This window comes from Pseudomonas retamae (genome assembly GCF_043496865.1).
Lineage (GTDB): Bacteria > Pseudomonadota > Gammaproteobacteria > Pseudomonadales > Pseudomonadaceae > Aquipseudomonas > Aquipseudomonas retamae.
Genome location: NZ_JBIEIL010000020.1, coordinates 36,933 through 58,482 on the forward strand (window position 1 = coordinate 36,933; position 21,550 = coordinate 58,482).

General features: G+C 61.7%; 18 protein-coding genes. 6 read left to right on the top strand and 12 right to left on the bottom strand.

The window, feature by feature from the left end; genetic code table 11:
- Positions 1–25: 25 nt before the first annotated feature.
- Together ACGSLL_RS27115 and ACGSLL_RS27120 are read left to right on the top strand one after the other, a co-directional pair.
- Positions 26–1,417, top strand: coding sequence for an MFS transporter (locus ACGSLL_RS27115; protein WP_394508541.1), 1,392 nt, complete (start codon positions 26–28; stop codon positions 1,415–1,417).
- A gap of 15 nt (positions 1,418–1,432) precedes the next feature.
- Entirely contained in the window at positions 1,433–1,954 is a 522-nt protein-coding gene (locus ACGSLL_RS27120; RefSeq protein ID WP_042610650.1) for a single-stranded DNA-binding protein, read from the top strand.
- A 178-nt stretch (positions 1,955–2,132) separates the two neighbouring features.
- On the opposite strand, the gene ACGSLL_RS27125 is transcribed toward ACGSLL_RS27120, so the two are convergent.
- From ACGSLL_RS27125 to ACGSLL_RS27155, 7 genes are all read right to left on the bottom strand, one after another.
- The gene (locus ACGSLL_RS27125) at positions 2,133–3,290 is read right to left on the bottom strand and encodes a glutathionylspermidine synthase family protein (protein WP_394508542.1); all 1,158 of its coding nucleotides are present in this window, start codon (positions 3,288–3,290) and stop codon (positions 2,133–2,135) included.
- 2 nt (positions 3,291–3,292) lie between these two features.
- Complete coding sequence (locus tag ACGSLL_RS27130; RefSeq protein ID WP_394508543.1) at positions 3,293–3,988, bottom strand: DUF1190 domain-containing protein; 696 nt, start codon at positions 3,986–3,988, stop codon at positions 3,293–3,295.
- A gap of 17 nt (positions 3,989–4,005) precedes the next feature.
- The gene (locus ACGSLL_RS27135) at positions 4,006–4,431 is read right to left on the bottom strand and encodes a DUF350 domain-containing protein (RefSeq protein WP_394508544.1); all 426 of its coding nucleotides are present in this window, start codon (positions 4,429–4,431) and stop codon (positions 4,006–4,008) included.
- 15 nt (positions 4,432–4,446) lie between these two features.
- Positions 4,447–5,097 (bottom strand): DUF2491 family protein, encoded by a 651-nt coding sequence (locus ACGSLL_RS27140; RefSeq protein ID WP_394508545.1) that lies wholly within the window; start codon positions 5,095–5,097, stop codon positions 4,447–4,449.
- Positions 5,098–5,307: 210 nt separating this feature from the next.
- Positions 5,308–6,006, bottom strand: coding sequence for a PspA/IM30 family protein (locus tag ACGSLL_RS27145; protein WP_090286755.1), 699 nt, complete (start codon positions 6,004–6,006; stop codon positions 5,308–5,310).
- A gap of 17 nt (positions 6,007–6,023) precedes the next feature.
- Positions 6,024–6,605: a YjfI family protein gene (locus ACGSLL_RS27150; RefSeq protein ID WP_203419683.1), complete on the bottom strand. Its 582-nt coding sequence runs from the start codon at positions 6,603–6,605 to the stop codon at positions 6,024–6,026.
- 230 nt (positions 6,606–6,835) lie between these two features.
- A complete protein-coding gene (locus ACGSLL_RS27155; RefSeq protein ID WP_394508546.1) occupies positions 6,836–7,390 on the bottom strand; it encodes a cysteine hydrolase family protein in 555 nt (184 codons plus the stop codon).
- Between the two features lie 101 nt (positions 7,391–7,491).
- On the opposite strand from ACGSLL_RS27155, the gene ACGSLL_RS27160 reads away from it, so the two are divergent.
- The 3 genes from ACGSLL_RS27160 to ACGSLL_RS27170 all read left to right on the top strand — a co-directional run bounded on the left by ACGSLL_RS27160 (position 7,492) and on the right by ACGSLL_RS27170 (position 10,632).
- Positions 7,492–8,493, top strand: coding sequence for a GlxA family transcriptional regulator (locus tag ACGSLL_RS27160; protein WP_394508547.1), 1,002 nt, complete (start codon positions 7,492–7,494; stop codon positions 8,491–8,493).
- A 281-nt stretch (positions 8,494–8,774) separates the two neighbouring features.
- The gene (locus ACGSLL_RS27165) at positions 8,775–9,884 is read left to right on the top strand and encodes a DUF3182 family protein (RefSeq protein ID WP_394508548.1); all 1,110 of its coding nucleotides are present in this window, start codon (positions 8,775–8,777) and stop codon (positions 9,882–9,884) included.
- Entirely contained in the window at positions 9,874–10,632 is a 759-nt protein-coding gene (locus ACGSLL_RS27170; RefSeq protein ID WP_208939576.1) for an alpha/beta hydrolase family protein, read from the top strand. Before ACGSLL_RS27165 ends, ACGSLL_RS27170 begins: the two co-directional genes overlap by 11 nt.
- Before the next feature lie 126 nt (positions 10,633–10,758).
- On the opposite strand, the gene ACGSLL_RS27175 is transcribed toward ACGSLL_RS27170, so the two are convergent.
- Genes ACGSLL_RS27175 through ACGSLL_RS27190 form a run of 4 tightly spaced genes read right to left on the bottom strand, consistent with a single transcriptional unit; the run spans position 10,759 to position 14,733 of the window.
- Complete coding sequence (locus tag ACGSLL_RS27175) at positions 10,759–11,745, bottom strand: lysylphosphatidylglycerol synthase domain-containing protein (protein ID WP_394508549.1); 987 nt, start codon at positions 11,743–11,745, stop codon at positions 10,759–10,761.
- Positions 11,742–13,016, bottom strand: coding sequence for a cardiolipin synthase ClsB (gene clsB, locus ACGSLL_RS27180; RefSeq protein ID WP_394508550.1), 1,275 nt, complete (start codon positions 13,014–13,016; stop codon positions 11,742–11,744). Before clsB ends, ACGSLL_RS27175 begins: the two co-directional genes overlap by 4 nt.
- On the bottom strand, positions 13,013–13,810 hold the full coding sequence (locus ACGSLL_RS27185; protein WP_394508551.1) for an endonuclease/exonuclease/phosphatase family protein: 798 nt from the start codon (positions 13,808–13,810) through the stop codon (positions 13,013–13,015). The genes clsB and ACGSLL_RS27185 overlap by 4 nt, the downstream gene beginning before the upstream one ends.
- Positions 13,807–14,733 carry a DUF72 domain-containing protein gene (locus ACGSLL_RS27190; RefSeq protein ID WP_394508552.1) on the bottom strand — a complete coding sequence of 309 codons (927 nt, stop codon included), beginning with the start codon at positions 14,731–14,733 and terminating at the stop codon, positions 13,807–13,809. The genes ACGSLL_RS27185 and ACGSLL_RS27190 overlap by 4 nt, the downstream gene beginning before the upstream one ends.
- A gap of 290 nt (positions 14,734–15,023) precedes the next feature.
- On the opposite strand from ACGSLL_RS27190, the gene ACGSLL_RS27195 reads away from it, so the two are divergent.
- Positions 15,024–17,126, top strand: a complete 2,103-nt coding sequence (locus ACGSLL_RS27195) for a mechanosensitive ion channel family protein (protein WP_394508561.1) — start codon at positions 15,024–15,026, stop codon at positions 17,124–17,126.
- A 121-nt stretch (positions 17,127–17,247) separates the two neighbouring features.
- On the opposite strand, the gene ACGSLL_RS27200 is transcribed toward ACGSLL_RS27195, so the two are convergent.
- The gene (locus ACGSLL_RS27200; protein WP_394508553.1) at positions 17,248–21,534 is read right to left on the bottom strand and encodes a DEAD/DEAH box helicase; all 4,287 of its coding nucleotides are present in this window, start codon (positions 21,532–21,534) and stop codon (positions 17,248–17,250) included.
- Positions 21,535–21,550: the final 16 nt, after the last annotated feature.

The following is a 21,550-nucleotide window of genomic DNA, read 5'->3' on the forward strand; positions in this document are numbered from 1 at the left end:
CCGCCGGTTCACACGAGGTTTTTCCATGCACGATCCCCACAGCGAACGCATGAGTGGCAGCGAGACCCGCGCGGCGAGCGGTCTGGCCCTGGTGTTCGCCTTCCGTATGCTGGGCATGTTCATGGTGTTGCCGGTACTGGCGACCTATGGCATGGATCTGGCGGGCGCGACCCCGGCGCTGATCGGCCTGGCGATCGGCGCTTACGGCCTGACCCAGGCGATTTTCCAGATTCCGTTCGGGATCATTTCCGACCGCATCGGCCGCCGTCCGGTGATTTATCTGGGGCTGATCGTCTTCGCCCTCGGCAGTGTCCTGGCCTCGCAGGCCGATTCGATCTGGGGCGTGATCGCCGGGCGGATCCTGCAAGGCGCCGGGGCGATTTCCGCGGCGGTGATGGCGCTGCTGTCCGACCTGACCCGCGAACAACACCGCACCAAAGCCATGGCGATGATCGGCATGACCATCGGCCTGTCGTTCGCCGTGGCGATGGTGGTCGGGCCGTTGCTGACCCGTGCGTTCGGGCTGTCGGGGTTGTTCCTTGCCACTGGCGGCATGGCGCTGATCGGCATTCTGATCATCATGTTCATGGTGCCGCGTTCCACCGGGCCGCTGCAGCATCGTGAATCCGGGGTGGCGCGGCAGGCATTGCTGCCGACGCTCAAGCATCCGGACCTGCTGCGCCTCGACCTGGGCATCTTTGTGTTACATGCCATGTTGATGTCGAGCTTCGTCGCCTTGCCGTTGGCGCTGGTGGAAAAAGCCGGTTTGCCCAAGGAACAGCACTGGTGGGTGTATCTGACCGCGCTGGTGATTTCCTTCTTCGCCATGATCCCTTTCATCATCTATGGCGAGAAGCGACGCAAAATGAAACGAGTTTTGCTCGGCGCCGTCATGACACTCATGCTGACTGAACTATTCTTCTGGCAGTTCGGCGACAGCCTGCGCGCTCTGGTGATCGGCACGGTGGTGTTCTTCACCGCGTTCAATCTGCTGGAGGCATCGTTGCCGTCGCTGATCAGCAAGGTTTCACCGGCAGGTGGCAAGGGCACGGCCATGGGCGTGTACTCCACCAGCCAGTTCCTCGGATCGGCACTCGGCGGGATACTCGGCGGCTGGCTGTTTCAGCATGGCGGTCTGTCGGTTGTGTTCCTTGGATGTGCCGGGCTGGCTGCACTTTGGCTGGCCTTTGCTGTTACCATGCGCGAACCTCCCTACGTGACGAGCCTGCGCTTGCCGTTGTCGCCCGAAGCGATCCGCGAAGCGGGTCTGGTCGAGCGTCTCAAGGCCCTCGTAGGGGTAACGGATGCAGTGATAGTCGCTGACGAGGCGGCTGTTTACATCAAACTGGACAAAGAATTAGTGGATCGCGACACCCTCGAACGCCTGGTGAACAACCCGGCCGGGGCTGCGTGCTAAGCCTAGGAGAACGTTATGGCCCGTGGGGTTAACAAAGTCATATTGGTCGGCACTTGCGGCCAGGATCCCGAAGTTCGCTACCTGCCGAACGGTAACGCCGTGACCAACCTGAGTCTGGCCACCAGCGAACAATGGACCGACAAGCAAACCGGTCAGAAGGTCGAGAAGACCGAATGGCACCGAGTGTCGATGTTCGGCAAGGTTGCCGAAATCGCCGGCGAATACCTGCGCAAGGGTTCGCAGGTGTACATCGAAGGCAAGCTGCAGACCCGTGAATGGGAAAAAGACGGTATCAAGCGTTACACCACTGAAATCGTGGTCGACATGCAAGGCACCATGCAACTGCTCGGCGGCCGTCCACAACAGGGCGACCAGCAAGGCGGCGGCAACAACTACCAGCAGCAGGCGCCACGTCAGCAGGCTCCACGCCCGCAGCAGTCGGCACCGCAGCAGCGTTCGGCGCCGCCAGCGCCACAGCAGGCCGCACCGCAACCGGCTCCGGATTTCGACAGCTTCGATGACGATATTCCGTTCTGATTTGCCGCTGCATCCGCTGTAAATGAAAAGGCCTGTCGTGTTACGCGACGGGCCTTTTTTGTGCCGCAAATTCAAGGTTGCCTTCGATCTACTGTGGGAGCGACCTGTCAGTCACCCTTTGCATTGACTGACCTGACGCTTTCGCAAGCAGGCTCGCTCCCACATGGGGACTGGTGTTCTAGTCGAGGATCAGGTGGGGCAGGAAGCGACTGGAGTCTTTTGTGATCAGGCTGTTGTCCTCACGCACGCCAATTCCCGCCGCCTCATCACCGATCACCCACGAACCGATCAGCGTGTAGCTGTCGCCAAACTTCGGCAACGGCGCAAATTCCTGCAGGATAAATGGCGCATCGGTGTAGGGGCCGTCCTCTTTGACGATTATTCCTTCAGCGGTTTGCAGCTCGATGTTCGCGCCTTCACGGGAAAAGTACGGTTTGCGCACCCAGCCTTTCGGCACCGCGCTTTGCGGATTCGGATCGAGATGCGCGGCCAGCAGATTCGGATGACCCTTGTGCATCTCCCACAACAATGGCAACACGCCTTTATTGGATAGAATTGCCTTCCATGCCGGCTCGAAAAATTGTGTGTCGCAGGCGGCAATCGCTGCGCCGAACGGTTCGTGGAAGATGAATTCCCAGGCATGCAGTTTGAACAGGTGCGGGATCCAGCGATCCTCGAGGTCGACGAAGCGACCCTCGGCTGTCAGGCCGATGTCTTCGATATCGATCTGCCGCGACTCGATGCCGACCTTTTCCGCGATCAGGCGCAGGTAATCGGTAGTGCCCTTGTCTTCGAGGGAGTCTTTCATCGAGGCGAAATAGAACGGACGCTTGAGCTGCAGTTCGGCGAAAGCCTGGTGCAGTTTGGTGTCGATGCTGTTGAACTGGTCGGCATGGCGCGGCAGCATGCCGCGTTCGATGCACTGTTCCAGCCAGCCCCACTGAAACGCTGCGGCTTCGTAGAGGCTGGTCGGCGTGTCGTAATTGAGTTCGAGCAGTTTCGCCGGGCCGTTACCGCTGTAGGAAAAGTCCATGCGCCCGTACAGATGCGGATGACCTTCCCGCCAGGAGGTGCGGATCAGGTCGTAGTACGACGGCGGAATGCTCAGGCGGTCCAGCAGTTCTTCGCTGTGCACGACGCGTTCGACCAGGTCCATGCACATCTCGTGCAGCTCGGTGGTCGGGTCCTCGAGATCGTTTTCGATCTGCGCCAGGCTGAACTGGTAATGCGCGCTTTCGTCCCAGTACGGCTCGTCGTCGATGGTATGGAACAGAAAGCCGAGGCTCTCGGCGGTGTGCTTCCAGTCGGGCCGCTCGGCGCAGGCGATCTTCTTCATGATCAGCTGCTCGAACGCCCGGAACTGCTGCTCCAGCCACCCCAGCCGCTGCGGGCGCTGGACTGACTGCCGAAGCCGCCACGCGACGTCGAAGAGGCGACGTTGACCGGTTTGCTCTTAGTGCTTTCGTAATCGGGTTGGCTGCGCGCGGTCGTTTCGGCGCGGCGGTACTGCGTCGAGGTGTTGTAAGTCTGGCGGGTGTCGCGATCGCGATAAACCGTGCGATTGGCATTGTTGCTCATGGCATTGCCGATCAGCCAACCAGTCAGCCAGCCATTGCCGCCACCAGCACCGCCACCGGAAGAGTGCGAAGTGCTTTGCGCATTCTGTGTGGTGCTGTCACCGGCAGGCATTTGCGCATTGGCGATGGCATCGAGGTTCTGTTCGGCTTCACCGTTCTGCGGGATCTTGAAACCGCCGAGTTTCGGCACGAAGCGGCCATCGGAATTTTTCTGACACCAGTCAGCGGCAAAATCCGCATCGCACTTGGTCTTGTTGTCGTATGCCGGCGCGATACGCCGGTGTTCCGCCAGCGCGGCAACGTAGGCGTTGGAACAGACATCGGCGGCCACTTCGGCATCGACGCATTGCTCGACGCTCTGGAAACTGCGCGGTTGCTCCGCGGCGCTCGCCTGGCCGGAAACGGCCATGGCTACCGAGGCGGCGAGGGACAACTGAACGTATTTGCTGCGTTTCATCGAAGGCTTCCTGCCGATCAGTTGGACGGTGTCATGCACGCGGCATTGAGCATGCCGACGCTGATCGCCACCGCAGCGACGTAAATGCCGGCGGCGACTTCGCCGTTGGCGATGCGCTGAGAGGTACCCTTGAGTACCAATCCCGTGGCAACGAACGCCAGCAATTGCACGACAGCGGCAATGACCGCCCAGAGAATGAAGTCGAGCACATTGACCGAATAGGCGATCACGTTGCTGGCCGGGATGGCGAAACCGATGATCGCGCCGGACAGTGCGACAGCGGCAGCGGTGTTGCCGGCGCGGATCAGCTCGAATTCCTTGTGCGCAGTGATGCGCGTATAGACGAATTGAAACAGCATGAACAGCAGCACGGCGCCAATCAGGTAGACGACGAAACCGACCAGCGCGGTCTTGTTCAGGGAAACGGCCAACACTTCCAGCATGAAAAACTTCCTTTTTTAAATGGCGCTCAAATCAGTCGTGTACAGCGAAATGCCCAGCGAAGTGCTCAGGCTGACGGTGCCTTCTTCGTCCTGTTCGACGGAGAACAGCAGCAGTTCGCGGCGATCGGTCAGGCCGGTGTCGCGCGCGTAGAGCATCGAATGGTGGTTGATGGTGTAGCTTTCGTCCGGGTTGACCACGTGTTCGGTCATCGGTACCAGCTCGGTCTGGCCCTGTTCGGTACCCCATTCGCGGGTATAGGCGATGCCTTCGTAGGTGTAGTTCGGCAAACCGATCTTGCTGTTCGGGCCGGCCAGACGCTGCAGTTCGGCGTCACTGTTGACGGTCACGTAACTGAGATAATTGAACAGCGTGACGGATTCGATCTGGTCTTCACCGGTGACGTGGATCTGCACCCAGAAATCTTCGTCGTTCATGTAATAGCGATGCAGTTTGTTGGACTGGCCAAGGTCGACCCAGCCCGCGCTCCAGACTGCCTGATCGAAGGGCACCCGCACAGAAGTCGAGCCCTCGAGCAGCAAGGCCAGGGTCGTATCGAAGCGCACGCCTTTGCCCTGGGCCATCCCCAGCGGGCCGCCGGCCACGTGTGCAGTCGGCGCAGGCGTCTGCCAGTTGCTGGTGCCCAGCAAATCTTTAAACCATCCCATGGGTACGTTCCTTGAAGCGGGTGGACGTGTTCGTTGGCGAAAAAGTGGCGCTAGTGTACCGGGCGCAGCGGCGAACGAGCAGCGGCAATCGCACCGGAAACCGTGTGGGAGCGAGCCTGCTCGCGAAGAGGGCGTGTCAGTCAACCATGAAGCCGACTGACACGACGCTTTCGCGAGCGGGCTCGCTCCCACAAGTGTAATGCGCAGGTGTTACTGCGCGGACTTCTGCTTCAGACGCTCAAGAATCGCATTGGCGCTGCCTTCGTTCGGCGTAATGCCGGCGTCGCGCAGTTTGCGTTCCAGGTCGTTGCCGGTTGAAGCGTCGGCCAGTTCATCGGCGGCGCTCAATTCAGCGGCGCGTTGCTGCTGCTTGGCTTGCAGACGGTTCAGGGTGCCGACGGCGGTTTCCAGCTTGCCATTGGCGCCACCGCTGGCGATGGAAGCGCTGACTTGAGCTTTCTGCACGCTGTCACGGGCCTTGGCCATGTCCACTTGCTGGCGCAGGCTCTTGATCCGCGACTCGGCCTTGCTGATGTCCTTGCGCATGTTGTCGGCGTAGGCGCCAAATTCATCGCTGAGTTTTTTCTCGGCATTCAGGTCGTTGGTCAGGGTCGAGATCGCTTCGGCTACTTCCAGCGCCAGGTCTTCACGACCGGCGTTCAGCGCCGAGACTGCCTTGGCTTCGAGGTCCTTGATCTTGGCGTCGTACTCGCTGACGCGGTCGGCGGCCAGTTTGTGCTTGGCCATGATGGTGACCAGTTCGCGACGGGCGTTGGACAGCGCGGTGTCGGCGTCGCGGATTTCCTGATCGAGGATGCGCAGGGCCTGCTGGTCGGCGATGGCTTCGCCGACTTCATTGGCGCCGCCGCGCAGTGCGGTGAACAACTTGCTCCAGATGGACTGAGTCATTGGATATTCCCTGTTGATTACTTGAAGAAGTGTTCGAAGGCTTCGCTGGCGCGCTGCACGTTGTCGACCAGGGTTTTCACCTCGGTGACAATGTTGGTCAGGCTCGAGTCGGCGCTAAGAGCGCCAAACATGTTGTAAACGGTCTGCCCGTTCGGCATCGACTCGATACCGATCGATGACAGCGGGAACATTTCCCGGCTGCGCAGCACGGCATCGTTGAAGGCTTGGACATTGCTGATCGAATCGACATCCACCAGTACGGTGTCGACGATGATCTGCTGGCCAGCCAGGGCGATGTGAATCGGCAGACCGCCGAATTCGTTCATTTCCAGCTTGATGCTCGGCTCGGAGCTCTGGATCAGCGACAGCGTGATTTCTTGCGAAGCCACCTCGTCCAGGGCCTTGAGGGCGTTGAAGAGGCTATCGATGGTCCAGTTGTTGCCTGCGCTCATGTAATTCTCCGACATGAATGAGCCAGCCAGAATCGGTTGGCGTAGCTGTTGCTCCATTTGCTTGAGCAAGCTTCGGTTTTCGGGAAGCACCCAAGTTTCGTGTTTCACATAACCGGCGGCCGCCAGACCCGCGCGCATCTGCTTCATGTAGAAGCTCGATGGTTTCTTTGCGGAGGTTTTGGCGCGCTCGCCTTTAGGGCTTGCTGCGGCGTGCGCCTTCGAGCGGCTTGTCATGGCTGAAATCCGGTTATGAATGTCTCACGCGTGGGCCACACTACAACCAATCCAAAGTGCCATCAATGACTCACGCGTGAGATTTTCATGACAGATGCAAAAAGGCCCGCAACGTGGCGGGCCAGTGGGCATTGCAGTTGTTGCTAGGCGTTGCTGCGCAGAAATTCGTCAGTCGACACCACGCTGGCGTAAGCGAAACCCAGCGCCGACATGAACGCAGCATGCACCTGCGCGGCCGGCACGGTCAGGCCGTTGAACTCCAGATCGCGGCTGGCGCAGGCGTCGTGAATCACCGTGACGGTGTACCCCATGTCCGCCGCCGCACGGGTGATGCCATCGACGCACATGTGGCTCATGCTGCCGACGACGACCAGCTCGGTAGCGCCTTTTTCGTCGAGGACCGCTTTCAGATCGGTTTCGCGGAACGAGTTGACGAAGTGCTTGAGCACCACCGGTTCGTCGGCACGGTTGAGCACTTTCGGATGCAGCTTGGCGCCGTCTGAACCTGGGGTGAAAAACGGCGCGTCAGCCGACGTGAATTCGTGGCGAATGTGCACCACCGAATCGCCCGCCTCGCGGAAGGCTCCGATCAGTCGGGCGGCATTGTCGGCAGCGGCGTCGGCACCGGCCAACGGCCACTTGCCTTGAGGGAAGTAGTCATTCTGGATATCGACTACGATGAGCGCTTGCTTGGCCATGGGTGTGTCCTCGATGTGCTGGCTGGAAGTGACTCCAGTATTGGCGCTGATAAGCGATTCGAGGATTGGCCGCACCGACAATAGACAGGGGAAAACTGACAATGGGCGCAGAAAACGCCGCCATCGCTGAACTCGGTGTGCTGATTTATCCCGGCGCGCAGATGGCCGCGGTGCATGGGCTGACTGACCTGTTTGCGGTGGCCAACCGGATTGCCGCAGAGCAGCAGACCGCAAGATTGCCGATGTTGCGGGTCAGCCATTGGCAGGCCGAAGGTGATCAGCCGCCGACGCGGATCTACGCCAGTCTCGCCGGTGATGAAGCCAATTTGCAGGCCGTGCTGATTCCGCCGTCGATCAGCGGCTTCTCGGCGGCGCAGACGCCGAGTCGGCTGATGCAGTGGCTGCGTGATCAGCACGCATGCGGAGCAACGCTGGGCGGGGTTTGCGTGGGTTCGCTGATGCTTGCCGAAAGCGGCTTGCTCGATGGCCGCAGCGCGACGGTGCACTGGACCGCGGCGCAGGGCTTCAGCGAGCGCTACCCGCAGATCAAGCTCAAAGCCGATACGCCGATTGTCGACGATGGTGACCTGATCACCACGGCCGGGCTGATGGCCTGGTCGGAGCTGGGCCTGCGCCTGGTCAACCGTTTGCTCGGCCCGAGCATTGCCACTCGTACCGCGCATTTTCTGGTGATGGAGCACAGCGACAGCGCCAGCGCCTGCGGCAGCAACTTCGCGCCAATTCTCAGCCATGGCGACGCGGCGATTCTCAAGGTTCAGCACTGGCTGCAAAGCACCGGCGCGACGGATGTTTCGTTAGCCGCAATGGCTGAACGCGCGACGCTGGAGGAACGCACGTTCCTGCGCCGGTTTCGTGCCGCGACCGGGCTGAAGCCGACCGAGTATTGCCAGCATCTGCGGGTGGGCAAGGCGCGGGAGATGTTGGAGTTCAGCAATGGCACGATCGATCACATTGCGTGGACCGTGGGTTATCAGGATCCCGGCGCATTTCGCGCAATTTTCAAGAAGATTACCGGGCTGACGCCGAGTGATTATCGGGGGCGGTTTGGCGTGAATCCGATTTCGAAAACGGTGACGCCCTGATGTGGGAGCGAGCCTGCTCGCGAAAGCGGTTGGCCTGTGACATTGATGTTGGCTGATGCGACGCCTTCGCGAGCAGGCTCGCTCCCACATTTGGACCTCGACCGAATGGGAGATCGTGCAATTTGCCGGGATTTTTTGCGCTGTCGTGCAGTTTGAAACAGGCGCGGTGCCAGCATTTTCTCGGTAACTGATTGATTTTCATGAGCTTTGCTGCGTGCAGCGATTGGCCTGATCTCTGCACCTCTCAACGGGAAACCATTGAACCAGCAAAAGGGGAACGCATGACCCCGACACCGCGCAAGAAAATCGTCGTCGCTCACTCGGTGCGTCCCGACGCGCCGCAACACGAAGTACAGACCAACAAAGCCCTGGCGCGCTGGCTGGCGCAGATTCTCGGCTGCAAGTTCGGCGGCAGTTACGATGCGGAAAAACATCGCGGCTGCGACCTGTACCTATTGCCGACGCAAACCATTGTCGGCGCCGCCCACGCCGAGGAACTGGGCATCAGCGGCCCGGACGATCTGTGGGGCGGCTTCGTTGAACATGATTTCATCTGCACCAAAGCCATCAGTCACGGTTTACGCAGCCACCTGGCCCACGCGCCGCCGGGCTGGTCGCCGCTGTTTTCCGAACGGGTGCGCAACGTCGTGCTTGATGGGCTCAGCGTGTTCGCCCTGGAAGATGCACGGCCAGCCGCCGAGCATCTGCTATACGCCGGTCCGATCCGCATCAAGCCGATTCATGCCTGCGCCGGTCGCGGCCAGGAAGTCATCAAAAGTCTCGACGCCTTCGATGAAATCCTCGCCCGACCCGAGGCAGAAACGCTGTTCAGCGAAGGTGTGGTGCTCGAGCAGGACTTGAGCAAAGTGGTGACCCATAGCGTTGGCCAGTCATTCATCGGCGGCAAGGTGCTGAGTTACTGCGGCGAGCAATACCTGACCGAGGATGGTCAGGGCGAGGAGGTCTACGGCGGTTCCAATCTGCTGGTGGTGCAGGGCGATTACGAAGCCTTGCTGGCGCTGGATCTGCCTGACGACGTGCGTCTGGCCATCGAACAGGCGCAGGTGTTCGACAGCGCTGCGGATGAAGCCTACCCGCGATTCTTCGCCTCGCGACGCAATTACGACATTGCCCAAGGCCTGGACAGCAGTGGCAACCCGCGCAGCGGCGTGCTCGAGCAATCCTGGCGCATGGGCGGGGCGAGCAGCGCTGAAGTCGCGGCGCTGCAGAGTTTCGTCAACGATCCGGGGATGCGCGCGATCCGCGTGTCTTCGGTGGAAACCTACATCGATCAGGCGCTGCCGGCAGACGCCATCGAGGTCTATCGCGGCCCGGCCGAGAGCAGCGACTTTCTTCTCAAATATGTAACGGTCAAATCCTATGACGGCTAGAAGCGAAAGCATTCAAATCGACATTGATGATGAACAGATGAGCGGGACTTTTCTCAGCCCCAAATCAAAAGTCCCCGGCGTGTTGTTCGTGCACGGTTGGGGCGGCAGCCAGGAGCGTGATCTGGAACGGGCCAAGGGCATCGCCGGTCTGGGCTGCGTGTGCCTGACGTTCGATTTGCGCGGGCATACCGGCGGTACCGGTATTCCGCTGAGCCGCGTGACCCGTGAGGACAATCTACGCGATTTGCTCGCGGCCTACGACCGCCTGCTGGCGCATCCGGCACTCGACACGTCGGCGATCGCCGTGGTCGGCACCAGCTATGGCGGTTATCTGGCCTCGATTCTGACTTCGTTGCGCCCGGTGCGCTGGCTGGCGCTGCGGGTGCCGGCGCTGTACCGCGACGAGCAGTGGCACACGCCCAAGCGCGATCTGGACAAGGCGGATCTGCGTGACTATCGCGGCACGCTGGTGCGCGCGGAAAGCAACCGCGCCTTGCATGCCTGCTCGCAATTCACCGGGGACGTGCTGCTGGTGGAATCTGAAACCGATGATTTCGTCCCGCATGCGACGATCATGAGTTATCGCGCGGCGTGCCAGCAGACCCATTCATTGACGCACCGGATCATTGATGGTGCCGATCATGCGCTGAGCGATCCGGTGTCGCAGCAGGCATATACCTCGATTCTGGTGGACTGGATTACCGAGATGGTGGTCGGGGAGCGGTTGAGTATCATCCAGTCCAGATGATGAGTTGGGTTTTCTGGCCTCTTCGCGAGCAGGCTCGCTCCACATTTGAAATGCATGCAACCTGTGGGAGCGACGGTGCGACGATTCGACCTGCTCGCGAAGGGGCCGTCGGGTTCAAAAAAACCATCAGGAAGGTTTCTTCTCGATCCGCAACGCCTTGGCCTTCGCTTCCACCACCAGATACATCACCAGTGTGATCAGCAGCGGCAATAGAAAGTAAATCGCCCGGTACGCCAGCAACCCCGCCACCAGGCTGCCGCGCGAGACCTCATGTTGCAGCAGCGCGACGAACACCGCTTCGAGTACACCAAGCCCAGCCGGGATATGCGTGATGACCCCGGCAATCGCACTGATCAGCAACACGCCCAGCACCAATGGATAATCGAGTTTGCTTGGCAGCAGGGTGAAAATCACCGCCGCCATCAACGACCAGTTCAACGCGCCGAGCAGCAGTTGCAGGACCGCCATGCGCAACGACGGCAGGTTGATTTCGACGTTGCGAATCGACCATTCGCGGCGCTTGGAAAAGCGGCACGCGGCCAGGTAACCCGTGCTCACCAGCAACAGCAAAACGCCAATGCCCTGCAATGCGGTGCTGCTGATTTTCCAGCCCGGCGGCATACTCACCAGACCGCTGGTGAAGACCACGCCGGCGATGGTCATGTAGCCGAACCAGTTGGTCGCCAGGCTCAGGCCGAGAATCTTGGCAATGTTGCTTTTGCTCACCCCCAGCCGCGAGTACAGGCGATAGCGCATGGCGATGCCGCCGACCCAGGCGCTGAGATTGAGGTTGAATGCGTAGCTGATGATTCCCACCGGCAGGATCTGCTTCCAGGTCAGGTCCTGACGGATGTAAGTGCGGCCGATCAGGTCGAAACTGGCGTACACCAGAAAACTCAGCAGGGTCAGGCTGGCAGCGATGATCAGCGTGCGCACCTTGAAGTCGGCGAGGGTCTGCAGGACCTCGGCCCATTCGATGCGCATGGCGAACATGGTCAGCAAGACGATCAGGGCGAGAAAGAACAGCAGCGTCAGCGGACGCTTCCAGCGGCTCCACTTCGAATGTTGCGTGGGTGCCGAGTGCTCGGCCGAATGCGTGTCGGAATGGCTCATGTCAGGTTCCCTCGAAATGGCTTGAGCCTTGGTTTATGTGCCGGCAGCCAGCCGGCCATGGCCGGGAAATGCCGCAGGAAGTGAAACACCAGAAAACCCACAGTCATGTGCCAGATACGCCCGCGCGGCAGCTTCGCCGGGTCCATGGCTTTACAGTGGTTGCGGCTGAGGTCTTCAAGGCGCTCGTACAGATGCTGATTGAATGCGCGATCGCGAATCAGCACGTTGGCTTCAAGGTTCAGCGACAGGCTCAGCGGATCGAGATTGCTCGAGCCGACGGTGCTCCATTCTTCATCCATCAGTGCGACTTTGCCGTGCAGCGGACGCTGGCAATATTCGTGAATCTGCACGCCGGCCTTGAGCAGATAATCGTAGGTCATGCGTGCGGCGATCTTGGCCACCAGCATGTCCGGCTGACCTTGCAGAATCAGGCGTACCTCGACGCCCCGGCGCGCGGCATTACGGATCTCGCGCAGCAAGCGATAGCCAGGGAAGAAATAGGCGTTGGCGATCACTACTCGGCGTTTGGCGTGGCGCAGCGCCTGCAGATAAACATCTTCGATGTCGGTGTGGTGCTGGTCGTTATCGCGGAACACCAGGCGCACCTGGCCATCGTGATCGTTGAAGGCCATTTCGGCGCGGCGCTGGCGCCGGCGCTGCCACCAGAATTTCGCCCGTCCCGGACGACCGCTTTGCAGCAAGGCGAAGTGGTGAATATCGGCGACCGCCGGGCCCTGAATCTCCACCGAATAATCCTGCTTGGCTTCGGGGCCGAAGTCGGCCAGGTGATCGCCGGAAAAATTGATCCCGCCAATGAACGCGATCGTGCCGTCGACCACCACGATCTTTCGGTGCAGACGGCGGAACCAGTTGGTGCGAATGCCCAAGTGCTTCGGCGCCGGGTCGAAGATCTGCAGATGCACGCCGGCGTCGCTGAGTGCCGTGAGGTAGCCGGTGCTCAGCTCGCCACAGCCAAAGCCGTCAAGGCTGACCGTGGTGCGCACGCCACGCCGCGCGGCGTCGATGAGGATTTCCTGAAGCTCGGCGCCGACCTTGTCTTCAAAAACAATAAACGTCTCAAGAAGAATTTCGCTTTTCGCCGCGCGCATCGCCTCGAACACTCGCGGGAAATACTCCTCGCCGTTCTCCAGCAGTTCGATGCGGTTACCGCCGTGCCAGCGATACTCGACGTCGACGTGGCCGGGCTCGCGGACCGGTGGGGTGATGGTCATCGGCTCCACGGCGGATTTCTCCAGTGGCGAGCTGCTCATAGTTGGATCTCCACCGACAACGGGACATGATCGGAAAGGTGTGACCAGGGCCGGTTCGCGAGGACTTTCGGCTGGCTGGCCTTGAGGTTGCGCACATAGATACGGTCCAGGCGCAGGGTCGGCAGGCGCGCCGGAAAACTGCGCGCCGGTTTGCCCTGATGTTCGGCGAACACTTCGCGCAGGCCGCAGGGCTTGAGCTGCGCATCGGCACGCTGGCGCCAGTCATTGAAATCGCCGGCAACGATCACCGGCGCGTCCTGCGGCAATTCGGCCAGGCGTTGCATGAGCAAATCCAGTTGCGCGTTGCGATGGCTCTCGCGCAAGCCCAGATGCACGCAGATCGCATGCACCTCGGCGCCGTCACCGGGCAAGCGCAGCACGCAATGGAGCAGGCCGCGGTTCTCGTGGCCGCTGATCGACACGTCGAGGTTGTCGTGACGGATGATCTGGAATTTCGACAGCAGCGCATTACCGTGGTCGCCATCCGGATACACCGCATTACGCCCGTAGGCAAACTGTGGCCAGAGGCTGTCGGCGAGGAATTCGTATTGCGGCATCGTTGGCCAGTTGTCGAAGCGCTTGTGGTGGTGTTCGTGGGTGCCGTGGACCTCCTGCAAAAACACCACATCGGCGGCGACGCTGCGCACCGCTTCGCGCAGCTCCGGCAGGATGAAACGCCGGTTGAGCGCGGTGAAGCCCTTGTGCGTGTTGACCGTCAGTACGGTGAAGGTGCGTACCGAGGGCGCGCTTACCGAGCCTTCATCGGTGAAGCCGACCGGTTCCGGAATGCTCATGCCAACACTCCTTCGCCAGCGGGTTCACCGGGGGCGGTGGCCAGGTCTTTATCCAGATCGAAACGCTGCAACAGGTTGCGTGCGTCATAGGGCGCGCGGACTTTGATGTCGTTATCGAAATAGCAGAACACTTCGCGGGATTTGCGCGGGCGCGGTTTCAGGCGCGGGGCGATCAACTGCGCATCCTGCGGTTGCCCGCCATGGTGCCAGGCGTCGATGCGCTCGGCCCAGCGTTCCAGAGCCTCGGCGCTATAACCGCTGGCGTAAAGTTCTTCGGCACCGTGCAAACGCAGGTAGACAAAATCGCTGGTGACGTCTTCGCGGTACGGCCATTTATTCGCAGTGTCGGCGATCACCAGCGCGGTGTTGTGCCGCTTGAGCAAGCGTACGAATTCGGGATCGATAAAGCTGTCGTTGCGGATTTCCACCGCATGGCGCAGCGGTTTCTTGCGCCACGCTTTGACGCTGACCGGGCCGCGCAGGTGCTCATCATGCTGACGCGCGAGTGCGGCGGCAGCTTCGGTGTCGCGCGGCAATTGGGCGAGGAAGTTTTCGAAGCGTTCAGGCTCGAGTTTGAAGTTGGGCGGGAACTGCCAGAGGATCGGCCCGAGCTTTTCCTTGAGTTCCAGCACGCCTGAAGCGAAGAAATTCGCCAGCGGTTTTTCGATCTCGCGCAAGCGCCGCACATGGGTAATGAAACGCGGTGCCTTGACGCTGAAGACGAAGTTGTCCGGGGTTTCGGCGTACCACTGGGCGTAGCGTTCCGGCCGTTGCAGGGCGTAGAACGATCCATTGATTTCGATGCTGTTGACGGCGCGCGAGGCGAATTGCAATTCGCGTTTCTGCGCCAGCCCCTTCGGGTAGAAGTCCCCGCGCCACGGGGCGTAGCGCCAGCCTGAAATACCGATGTGAATCGCCGCCATCCCATCCTCCCGTAGAAAGTCCTCGTGTTGCCGGTGTTTTGTGATGACTGCGACGGGGGCGGGAAAGTTTCGACGGTGTTACGGGCGGTCACGATCGCGAATCGCCTCCGGTTCATTGTGGGAGCGAGCCTGCTCGCGAAAGCGGTGGGTCAGTCAGCAGAGCGGTTGAATATGAAGCCGCCTTCGCGAGCAGGCTCGCTCCCACAGGGGATGTGTGTGGCCCTGATGCTGAACTTGCCGCGCAATTACCGATCAGTTCCTTACAGGTTCACCCACAGGAGTTCCGCGTGTTGACCAGGTTCAGGATCGCCATTGTGCTGGGAGCGCTGCTGTTTCTCGGCGCCAGTGAAGTCGAGGCGGCAGCGTTACCGGGCGTTCCGGCCAGCGCCGAAGCCAGCGAAAAAGCCGCCGAACCCGAGCCGCTGGTGCAGGGCGGGCTGCTCGGCGCGATCAGTACCAGCATCGATGACGTGCAGGAAAAACTCGACCTCAACGAAGATCTGGTCGACGCCTGGCGCCTGCGTGCCGACCGCGCTGCCGATGAAGTCGACAAACTGGTCAAGCAACCCTCAAATCGCTCGGGCTGGAGCGTCGCCGGGGATTTCCTCACCTTGTCCGGCGCCTGGCTGGGCAGCTTTGCCGTGCTGACCGTCCTCGGCAGCCTGTTGGCCAAACGCCTGCGCGAAGGCCGCTGGCTGCGCACGCGCCAGCGCGGTCAGGACCTGCTCGGTTATCTGCTGCCGTTCACGGTGCCAGCACTGATCTGCCTGCCGCTGACCCTGTACGTCAGCCACTTTCTGCAAGCGTCGGTGGGCCGCGCCTTGGCGCTGTGTCTGGCTTACGCAACCAGCAGCGGCATCTTTTCCACCTCGATGCTGCTGTGCGTGGTCGTGGTGTTCAATGTCGGGCACAAACGCACCGCCGCGCGAATCATTCGCCAATACTGCCCGCGACCGCTGTTCCTGATCGGTTTTCTTGCCGCGCTCAGCGATGCCTTGACCAGCCCGCAGATCGCCCGGCAACTGGGCGGCAACATCACCAGCAGCATCGCCGTGTTCACTGGCCTGATCGCCTCGATCATCTTCGGCTTGCTGGTGATTCGCCTGCGCCGGCCGGTGGCGCATTTGATCCGCAATCGCTCGCTGAGCCAGCGCCTGAAACAGCCGTCACTGCAAGAGTCGCTGCGGATTTTTTCCGGGCTGTGGTACTGGCCGATCGTGCTGATGGTGCTGGTCTCGGCGGTCAGCCTGATCGGCATCGGCGAGGACAACCAGAAAGCCCTGCGCTGCGCCTTGTTCACTACGGTATTGCTGATCGGCACGGTGTTTCTCAGCACCGTGCTGCAGCACCTGTTCAAATCGCGCAAGGCCGAAGCGATCCAGCGCAGCAGCGCCTACAAGGAACGTTTTCTCAGCCTGTTGCACGCGTTGCTGCGGATCGTCATCGCGATTGCCTTCCTCGATATTCTCGGGCGGATCTGGGGCGTGTCACTGCTCGATTTTGCCCAGAGCAGCGCGGTGGGCCGGGCGATCAGCGAGGCGTTGAGCAGCATCGGTCTGATCTTTCTGGTGACGTGGTTGCTGTGGGTGGTGCTGGACACGGCAATCCAGGAAGCGCTGAAACCGCCGCTGAGCAAACGCGCGGCGCGCCAGCCGAGCACGCGGGTGAAAACCATCCTGCCGCTGCTGCGCAACGCGATCAAAATCATCCTGGTGGTGATCTGCGCAATCACCACCATGGCCAATCTGGGGATCAACGTCGCGCCCTTGCTGGCGGGTGCCGGGGTGGTCGGTCTGGCGATCGGTTTCGGCTCGCAGCAATTGGTCCAGGACGTGATCACCGGGCTGTTCATCATCATCGAAGACACCTTGTCGATCGGCGATTGGGTGGTGCTCGATTCCGGGCATGCCGGTACGGTCGAAGGGTTGACCATCCGCACCCTGCGCCTGCGCGATGGCAAAGGCTTCGTGCACTCGGTGCCGTTCGGCCAGATCAAAGCGGTGACCAATCAATCGCGGCAGTTCGCTTTCGCGTTTTTCTCGGTGCAGTTCACCTATGACACTGACGTGGACCGGGCCATCGAACTGATCCGCGAGACCGGCGATTCGATCCGCGAAGACCCGTTCCTCAAGTACAACCTGCAAGGCCCGCTGGATGTGTTTGGGGTCGACAGGATGGACCTCAACGGGGTGGTCCTGACCGCGCAATTCCGCACGGTGTCGGGCGGGCAGTATGCGGTGAGCCGGGCGTTCAACCAGCGTTTGAAGAAGCTTGTGGATAACACTGCGAATGTGCATTTTGCGCAAACTTATCCACAGCAGGTGGTGTTGCCCAAGCGCCAGGCGGTGGATGAGGTGGCGGAGGCGCAGGTGCCGCAGGAATCGCGGACATAAGCCTGGGATTATTGAGGGTGGGCTGGCCTCTTCGCGAGCAGGCTCGCTCCCACAAGGGGGGGCGTGCACGGTCAAAAAGGTGGGAGCGAGCCTGCTCGCGAAGAGGTCGCCAGGGTCGCCTTCAATGCCGGATCAGCTTGCTGTGCAACTGCTCCGCCGCCACCTGAGCCAGCTCTACCCAGATCTGTTGTTTGCCGGCAACCATTGCCGCCGCTGGAACCCCATCGCGATACACCAGCCGATTACTCGCCAGCGCCGGGACTTTCATCCCCGGCAACAGGGTCCCGGCGAGGTTCAGCGGATCGACCCCGCAGACCATCACCAGACTGCCGTCGTGCGGGCGTCGACGCACTTCGCGCAGCAGGGGAATCGCCTCGGGCAGGGCGAATTGTTCGCCCGCCAGACCACTGACGAAGCGCCCGCCACGAATCTCGCCACGCGCTTCGAGCCGATGGAACGTGCGCAATAGCTCGCGCCAGCTCGGCAACCAGTCCGCCTCACGTTCAAGCAAGCGCCAGAACACCACGCCGTAGCGGCGCAGCAACGTCATGGCGACGTGCTCCAGCGTTTGGCTGTTATCCACAGCCGCACCGCGCCGCAACAAAGCCCAGCGTCCGGCATCGTCCATGCCGCCGACAAACGCGCCGCGCCCGCGTCGACTGCTACGCTGTTGGCGCTTGCTCGGCGGGGTGATCAGTGCGCGCAGGCCGGCGAAGCTGTCGGCGTTCACCAGCCCGGCGCCGACCAGTTCCTGCAAGGCGATTTCCAGTTCGCTGCGCAGCAGGTGCGCTTCGTGAATCAGCTCATCGAAAAACAACGCGCCGTGCTGGCTCAAGGCGTCGAAGACCTTGCGGGTCTTCGGCGACAGTTCGTCTACCGGCGTCTGTTCCGCCAGCGCACTCCACAAGCCGACCTGATTGCGCGGCAGCAACACGATCGGTGTGCTGCGCAACGCCGTGCCGCTGACCTTTTGCCGACCGCTGAGGCGCGTCCACACCAGTTTGCCGTTGCGGCACAGCTCATCCAGCCAGCTCGGCGAATAGTCCTTGAGCCGTGCCGGCAAAATGTCGCTGTCCCACGCCGAAGCCGCTGCCGCGTAGCCTTCGAACTGGCCGACAATTGCCGGCAACACCGCGCTGCCCTGACCGCGTGTCGAGGCTGACAGGTGCTGCCAGTCGAACAGAAAACGCATGAAATCCTGCAACGCCACCGGCTCGATTTCCCGGCGCAGACGCTTGACCGTGTAGCGGTGGATGCGCGCGAGCAGATGCCGTTCGCACCATTCTTCTTGATCAAGGTTCGGCGTGAATTGGCCGCGCAGCACATAACCTTCGCGCTCCAGTCGGGCGAGCACTTGAGCGACCTGCGCAGTCGGCAACGCCAGCGGTTGGGCGATGGCGAGTAACGGCAGCGGGCCGAACCCGGCGAGGCGCGCGCGGATCACTTCGAGCAAGGCGTCATCGAAACTCCACGCTGCGTCGAAGCCGGGCAACGAGTCCAGCTTCGGATGTGGCGTGGCCTGTGGATAAAGCGCTTGCAGGCAGGTCAGGCGTTCGCGGGCCAGCCACAAAGAATGCTCGGCATCGACCCGCAGACAGCACGCGCGACCACTGCTGGCCAGGGTCTGCAGCCAATCGTGCCAGCCGTCATTGGCGGCAACTTCCGCTGCGCTGATGCAGGCCAGGCTCATCAGCGCTTCGTGCATTTCATCCGCCGAATTCGCCGTTGGCCACGCTTCTTCGCGTACGGCTGTAATGGCGTCGGCATCCAGCGCACCGAGGTCATCGGTCGATTGCGGATCGCTCCAGCGTCGGTTGATCACTGCTTGCGTGCGGCGCTCTTCCAGTGGCGCGTCATCGAGAAAGGTGTACGGCCGCGCGCTGAGAATTTCTGCGGCGAGCGGCGAGGGCGCCGGCAGGTCGCGGCTGATCAGGCGCACCTCGCCGCCCTCCATGCGGCGTAACAGCGTGAGCCAGCCTTCGCTGTCCATCGCCTCGTGCAGGCAATCGTCGAGGGTTTGTTCGATCAGCGGATGCTCGGGGATTTCCCGCTCGCCGGCGAGGTTTTCCAGGCAGGCGATCTGATCGGGAAACACGCTGGCGATCAGGTCTTCGCTTTTCATTCGCTGCAACTGCGGCGCGACTTTGCGCCCGCCGGTAAAGCGCGGCAACGCCAGTGCGACCCCGGCATTCCAGCGCCAGCGCACGCCGAATAGCGGCGCGTCGAGCACGGCCTGGATCAGGATGTGTTCGGCACTGTTGCTGTGCACATAGCGCCAGACGTCATCAAGTTCGAAGCTGTGACTGGTCGACAGCGACAGCACGATCGCGTCTTCGCTGGCGGCGGCCTGCAATTCGAAATTGAAGGTGCGGCAGAAGCGCTTGCGCAGGGCCAGACCCCAGGCGCGGTTGATGCGGCTGCCGAACGGCGTGTGGATGATCAGTTGTGTGCCGCCGGATTCGTCGAAAAACCGCTCCATCAGCAGCGTGTCCTGCGAGGGCAGGGCGCCGAGGGTCTGGCGCGCGCGGGCCAGATACTCGACCAGTTGCTCGGCGCTGGCGCGGTTGAGGCCCAGGGTTTGGGTCAGCCAGTCGAGCGCCGGTTGCAGATCGCCGGGGCTGGCGCCGAGCAGTTCGTCGAGCTGCGCTTGCAGGCGTGCCACCGCGGCGGACAGCTCATCGCTGCGGCCCGGGGCTTCGCCGAGCCAGAACGGAATGGTCGGCGGCTGGCCGTGGGCATCCTCGACGCGTACCTTGCCGGCCTCCACGCGCAGGATGCGGTACGACGTATTGCCGAGCTGGAACACGTCGCCGGCAATGCTCTCGACGGCGAAATCTTCGTTGACGCTGCCGATGTTCAGGCCCTGCGGTTCGAGCAGCACGCTGTAATCGGCATTGTCCGGAATCGTCCCGCCGCTGGTTACCGCCGTCAGTTGCGCACCGCGTCGGCCACGCAAGGTGCGGCTGACGGCGTCGCGGTGCAGGTACGCGCTGCGAATGCCCTGGCGCCCGTTGTAGCCTTCGGCGAGCATGCTCAGCAGCGCCTGATAGTGGTTTTCGTCGAGGTCGCGATAGGGCGCGGCGCGGCGGAACATGGCCAGCAAGGCGTCTTCCGGCCATTCCTGGCAGCTGACCTCGGCAATGATCTGCTGCGCCAGCACATCCAGCGGCGCCTGTGGAATATGCAAAGTGTCGAGTTCACCACGGCGCACGCAGTCGAGCAGGGCGGCGCATTCGATCAGATCGTCACGGGTGGTGGCGAACAAGCGTCCCTTCGGCGTGCCGCCGACCTGGTGGCCGGAGCGGCCGACCCGCTGCAGGAAACCGGCAATCGAGCGCGGCGAACTGATCTGGCAGACCAGATCGACTTCGCCGATATCGATCCCCAGTTCCAGCGACGCGGTGGCGATCAGCACCTGCAACTCGCCGCGCTTGAGCCGCTGCTCGGCATCGAGGCGAAACTCCTTGGCGAGGCTGCCGTGATGCGCCGCCACCGCGTGCTTGCCGAGGCGTTCGCTCAGGTGACGGCTGAGGCGTTCGGCCAAACGCCGCGTGTTGACGAAAATCAGCGTGGTGCGATGTTCGCGGGCGAGTTCGGCGAGGCGGTTGTAGACCAGCTCCCAGACGTCGTTGGCCATCACCGCCGACAACGGCACCGGCGGCACTTCGATGCCCAGATCCCGAGGGCGGGCGTGGCCGATGTCGATGATTTCGCAGGGCCGCTCATGGCCGACGAGAAACTGCGCCACGGCTTCGACCGGTTTCTGCGTGGCGGACAAACCGATGCGCGTCAGCGGTTCGCTGCACAAGGCTTGCAGGCGTTCCAGACTCAGCGCCAGATGGCTGCCGCGCTTGCCGGCGGCCATCGCGTGGATTTCATCGATGATCACCGTGCACGTGGTGCCGAGCATTTTGCGGCCTGACTCTGAACCGAGCAGCACGTACAGCGATTCCGGCGTGGTCACCAGAATATGCGGCGCAGTCTTGCGCATGACCGCACGGTCTTTTTGCGGGGTGTCACCGGTGCGCACCGCCGTGGTGATCTGCAATTCGGGCAGGCCTAGCTGGCGCAGTTGTTCAGTGATGCCGGCCAGCGGATTCTGCAGGTTGATCTGGATGTCATTCGACAGCGCTTTGAGCGGCGAAACATAGACCACCAGGGTTTCATCAGGCAGGCCGTCGGGGTTTTCCAGGCCGCGATGAACCAGATCATCAAGTACGGCGAGAAACGCGGTCAGGGTTTTGCCGGAACCGGTCGGCGCGGCGATCAACGTCGAACGGCGCTGACGGATCAACGGCCAGGCACGGGCCTGGGCAGCGGTGACCGCCGGGAACGTGTGGCTGAACCAGGCGCTGACGGCGGGGTGGAAACCGGCCAGGGCGCTGTCGGCGGGGAGGGGCAGATTCATGGATAAAGTTATGCGG

Bases quoted from the DNA above. Each gene is read 5' to 3' on its own strand.
- ACGSLL_RS27150 (WP_203419683.1), bottom strand. From the start codon at position 6,605: ATGAAGCAGATGCGCGCGGGTCTGGCGGCCGCCGGTTATGTGAAACAC.
- ACGSLL_RS27140 (WP_394508545.1), bottom strand. From the start codon at position 5,097: ATGGGATGGTTTAAAGATTTGCTGGGCACCAGCAACTGGCAGACGCCT.
- ACGSLL_RS27175 (WP_394508549.1), bottom strand. From the start codon at position 11,745: ATGAGCCATTCCGACACGCATTCGGCCGAGCACTCGGCACCCACGCAA.
- ACGSLL_RS27130 (WP_394508543.1), bottom strand. From the start codon at position 3,988: ATGAAACGCAGCAAATACGTTCAGTTGTCCCTCGCCGCCTCGGTAGCC.
- ACGSLL_RS27125 (WP_394508542.1), bottom strand. From the start codon at position 3,290: ATGAAGAAGATCGCCTGCGCCGAGCGGCCCGACTGGAAGCACACCGCC.
- clsB (WP_394508550.1), bottom strand. From the start codon at position 13,016: ATGAGCAGCTCGCCACTGGAGAAATCCGCCGTGGAGCCGATGACCATC.
- ACGSLL_RS27145 (WP_090286755.1), bottom strand. From the start codon at position 6,006: ATGACTCAGTCCATCTGGAGCAAGTTGTTCACCGCACTGCGCGGCGGC.
- ACGSLL_RS27155 (WP_394508546.1), bottom strand. From the start codon at position 7,390: ATGGCCAAGCAAGCGCTCATCGTAGTCGATATCCAGAATGACTACTTC.
- ACGSLL_RS27115 (WP_394508541.1), top strand. From the start codon at position 26: ATGCACGATCCCCACAGCGAACGCATGAGTGGCAGCGAGACCCGCGCG.
- ACGSLL_RS27120 (WP_042610650.1), top strand. From the start codon at position 1,433: ATGGCCCGTGGGGTTAACAAAGTCATATTGGTCGGCACTTGCGGCCAG.
- ACGSLL_RS27185 (WP_394508551.1), bottom strand. From the start codon at position 13,810: ATGAGCATTCCGGAACCGGTCGGCTTCACCGATGAAGGCTCGGTAAGC.
- ACGSLL_RS27190 (WP_394508552.1), bottom strand. From the start codon at position 14,733: ATGGCGGCGATTCACATCGGTATTTCAGGCTGGCGCTACGCCCCGTGG.
- ACGSLL_RS27200 (WP_394508553.1), bottom strand. From the start codon at position 21,534: ATGAATCTGCCCCTCCCCGCCGACAGCGCCCTGGCCGGTTTCCACCCC.
- ACGSLL_RS27160 (WP_394508547.1), top strand. From the start codon at position 7,492: ATGGGCGCAGAAAACGCCGCCATCGCTGAACTCGGTGTGCTGATTTAT.
- ACGSLL_RS27165 (WP_394508548.1), top strand. From the start codon at position 8,775: ATGACCCCGACACCGCGCAAGAAAATCGTCGTCGCTCACTCGGTGCGT.
- ACGSLL_RS27170 (WP_208939576.1), top strand. From the start codon at position 9,874: ATGACGGCTAGAAGCGAAAGCATTCAAATCGACATTGATGATGAACAG.
- ACGSLL_RS27135 (WP_394508544.1), bottom strand. From the start codon at position 4,431: ATGCTGGAAGTGTTGGCCGTTTCCCTGAACAAGACCGCGCTGGTCGGT.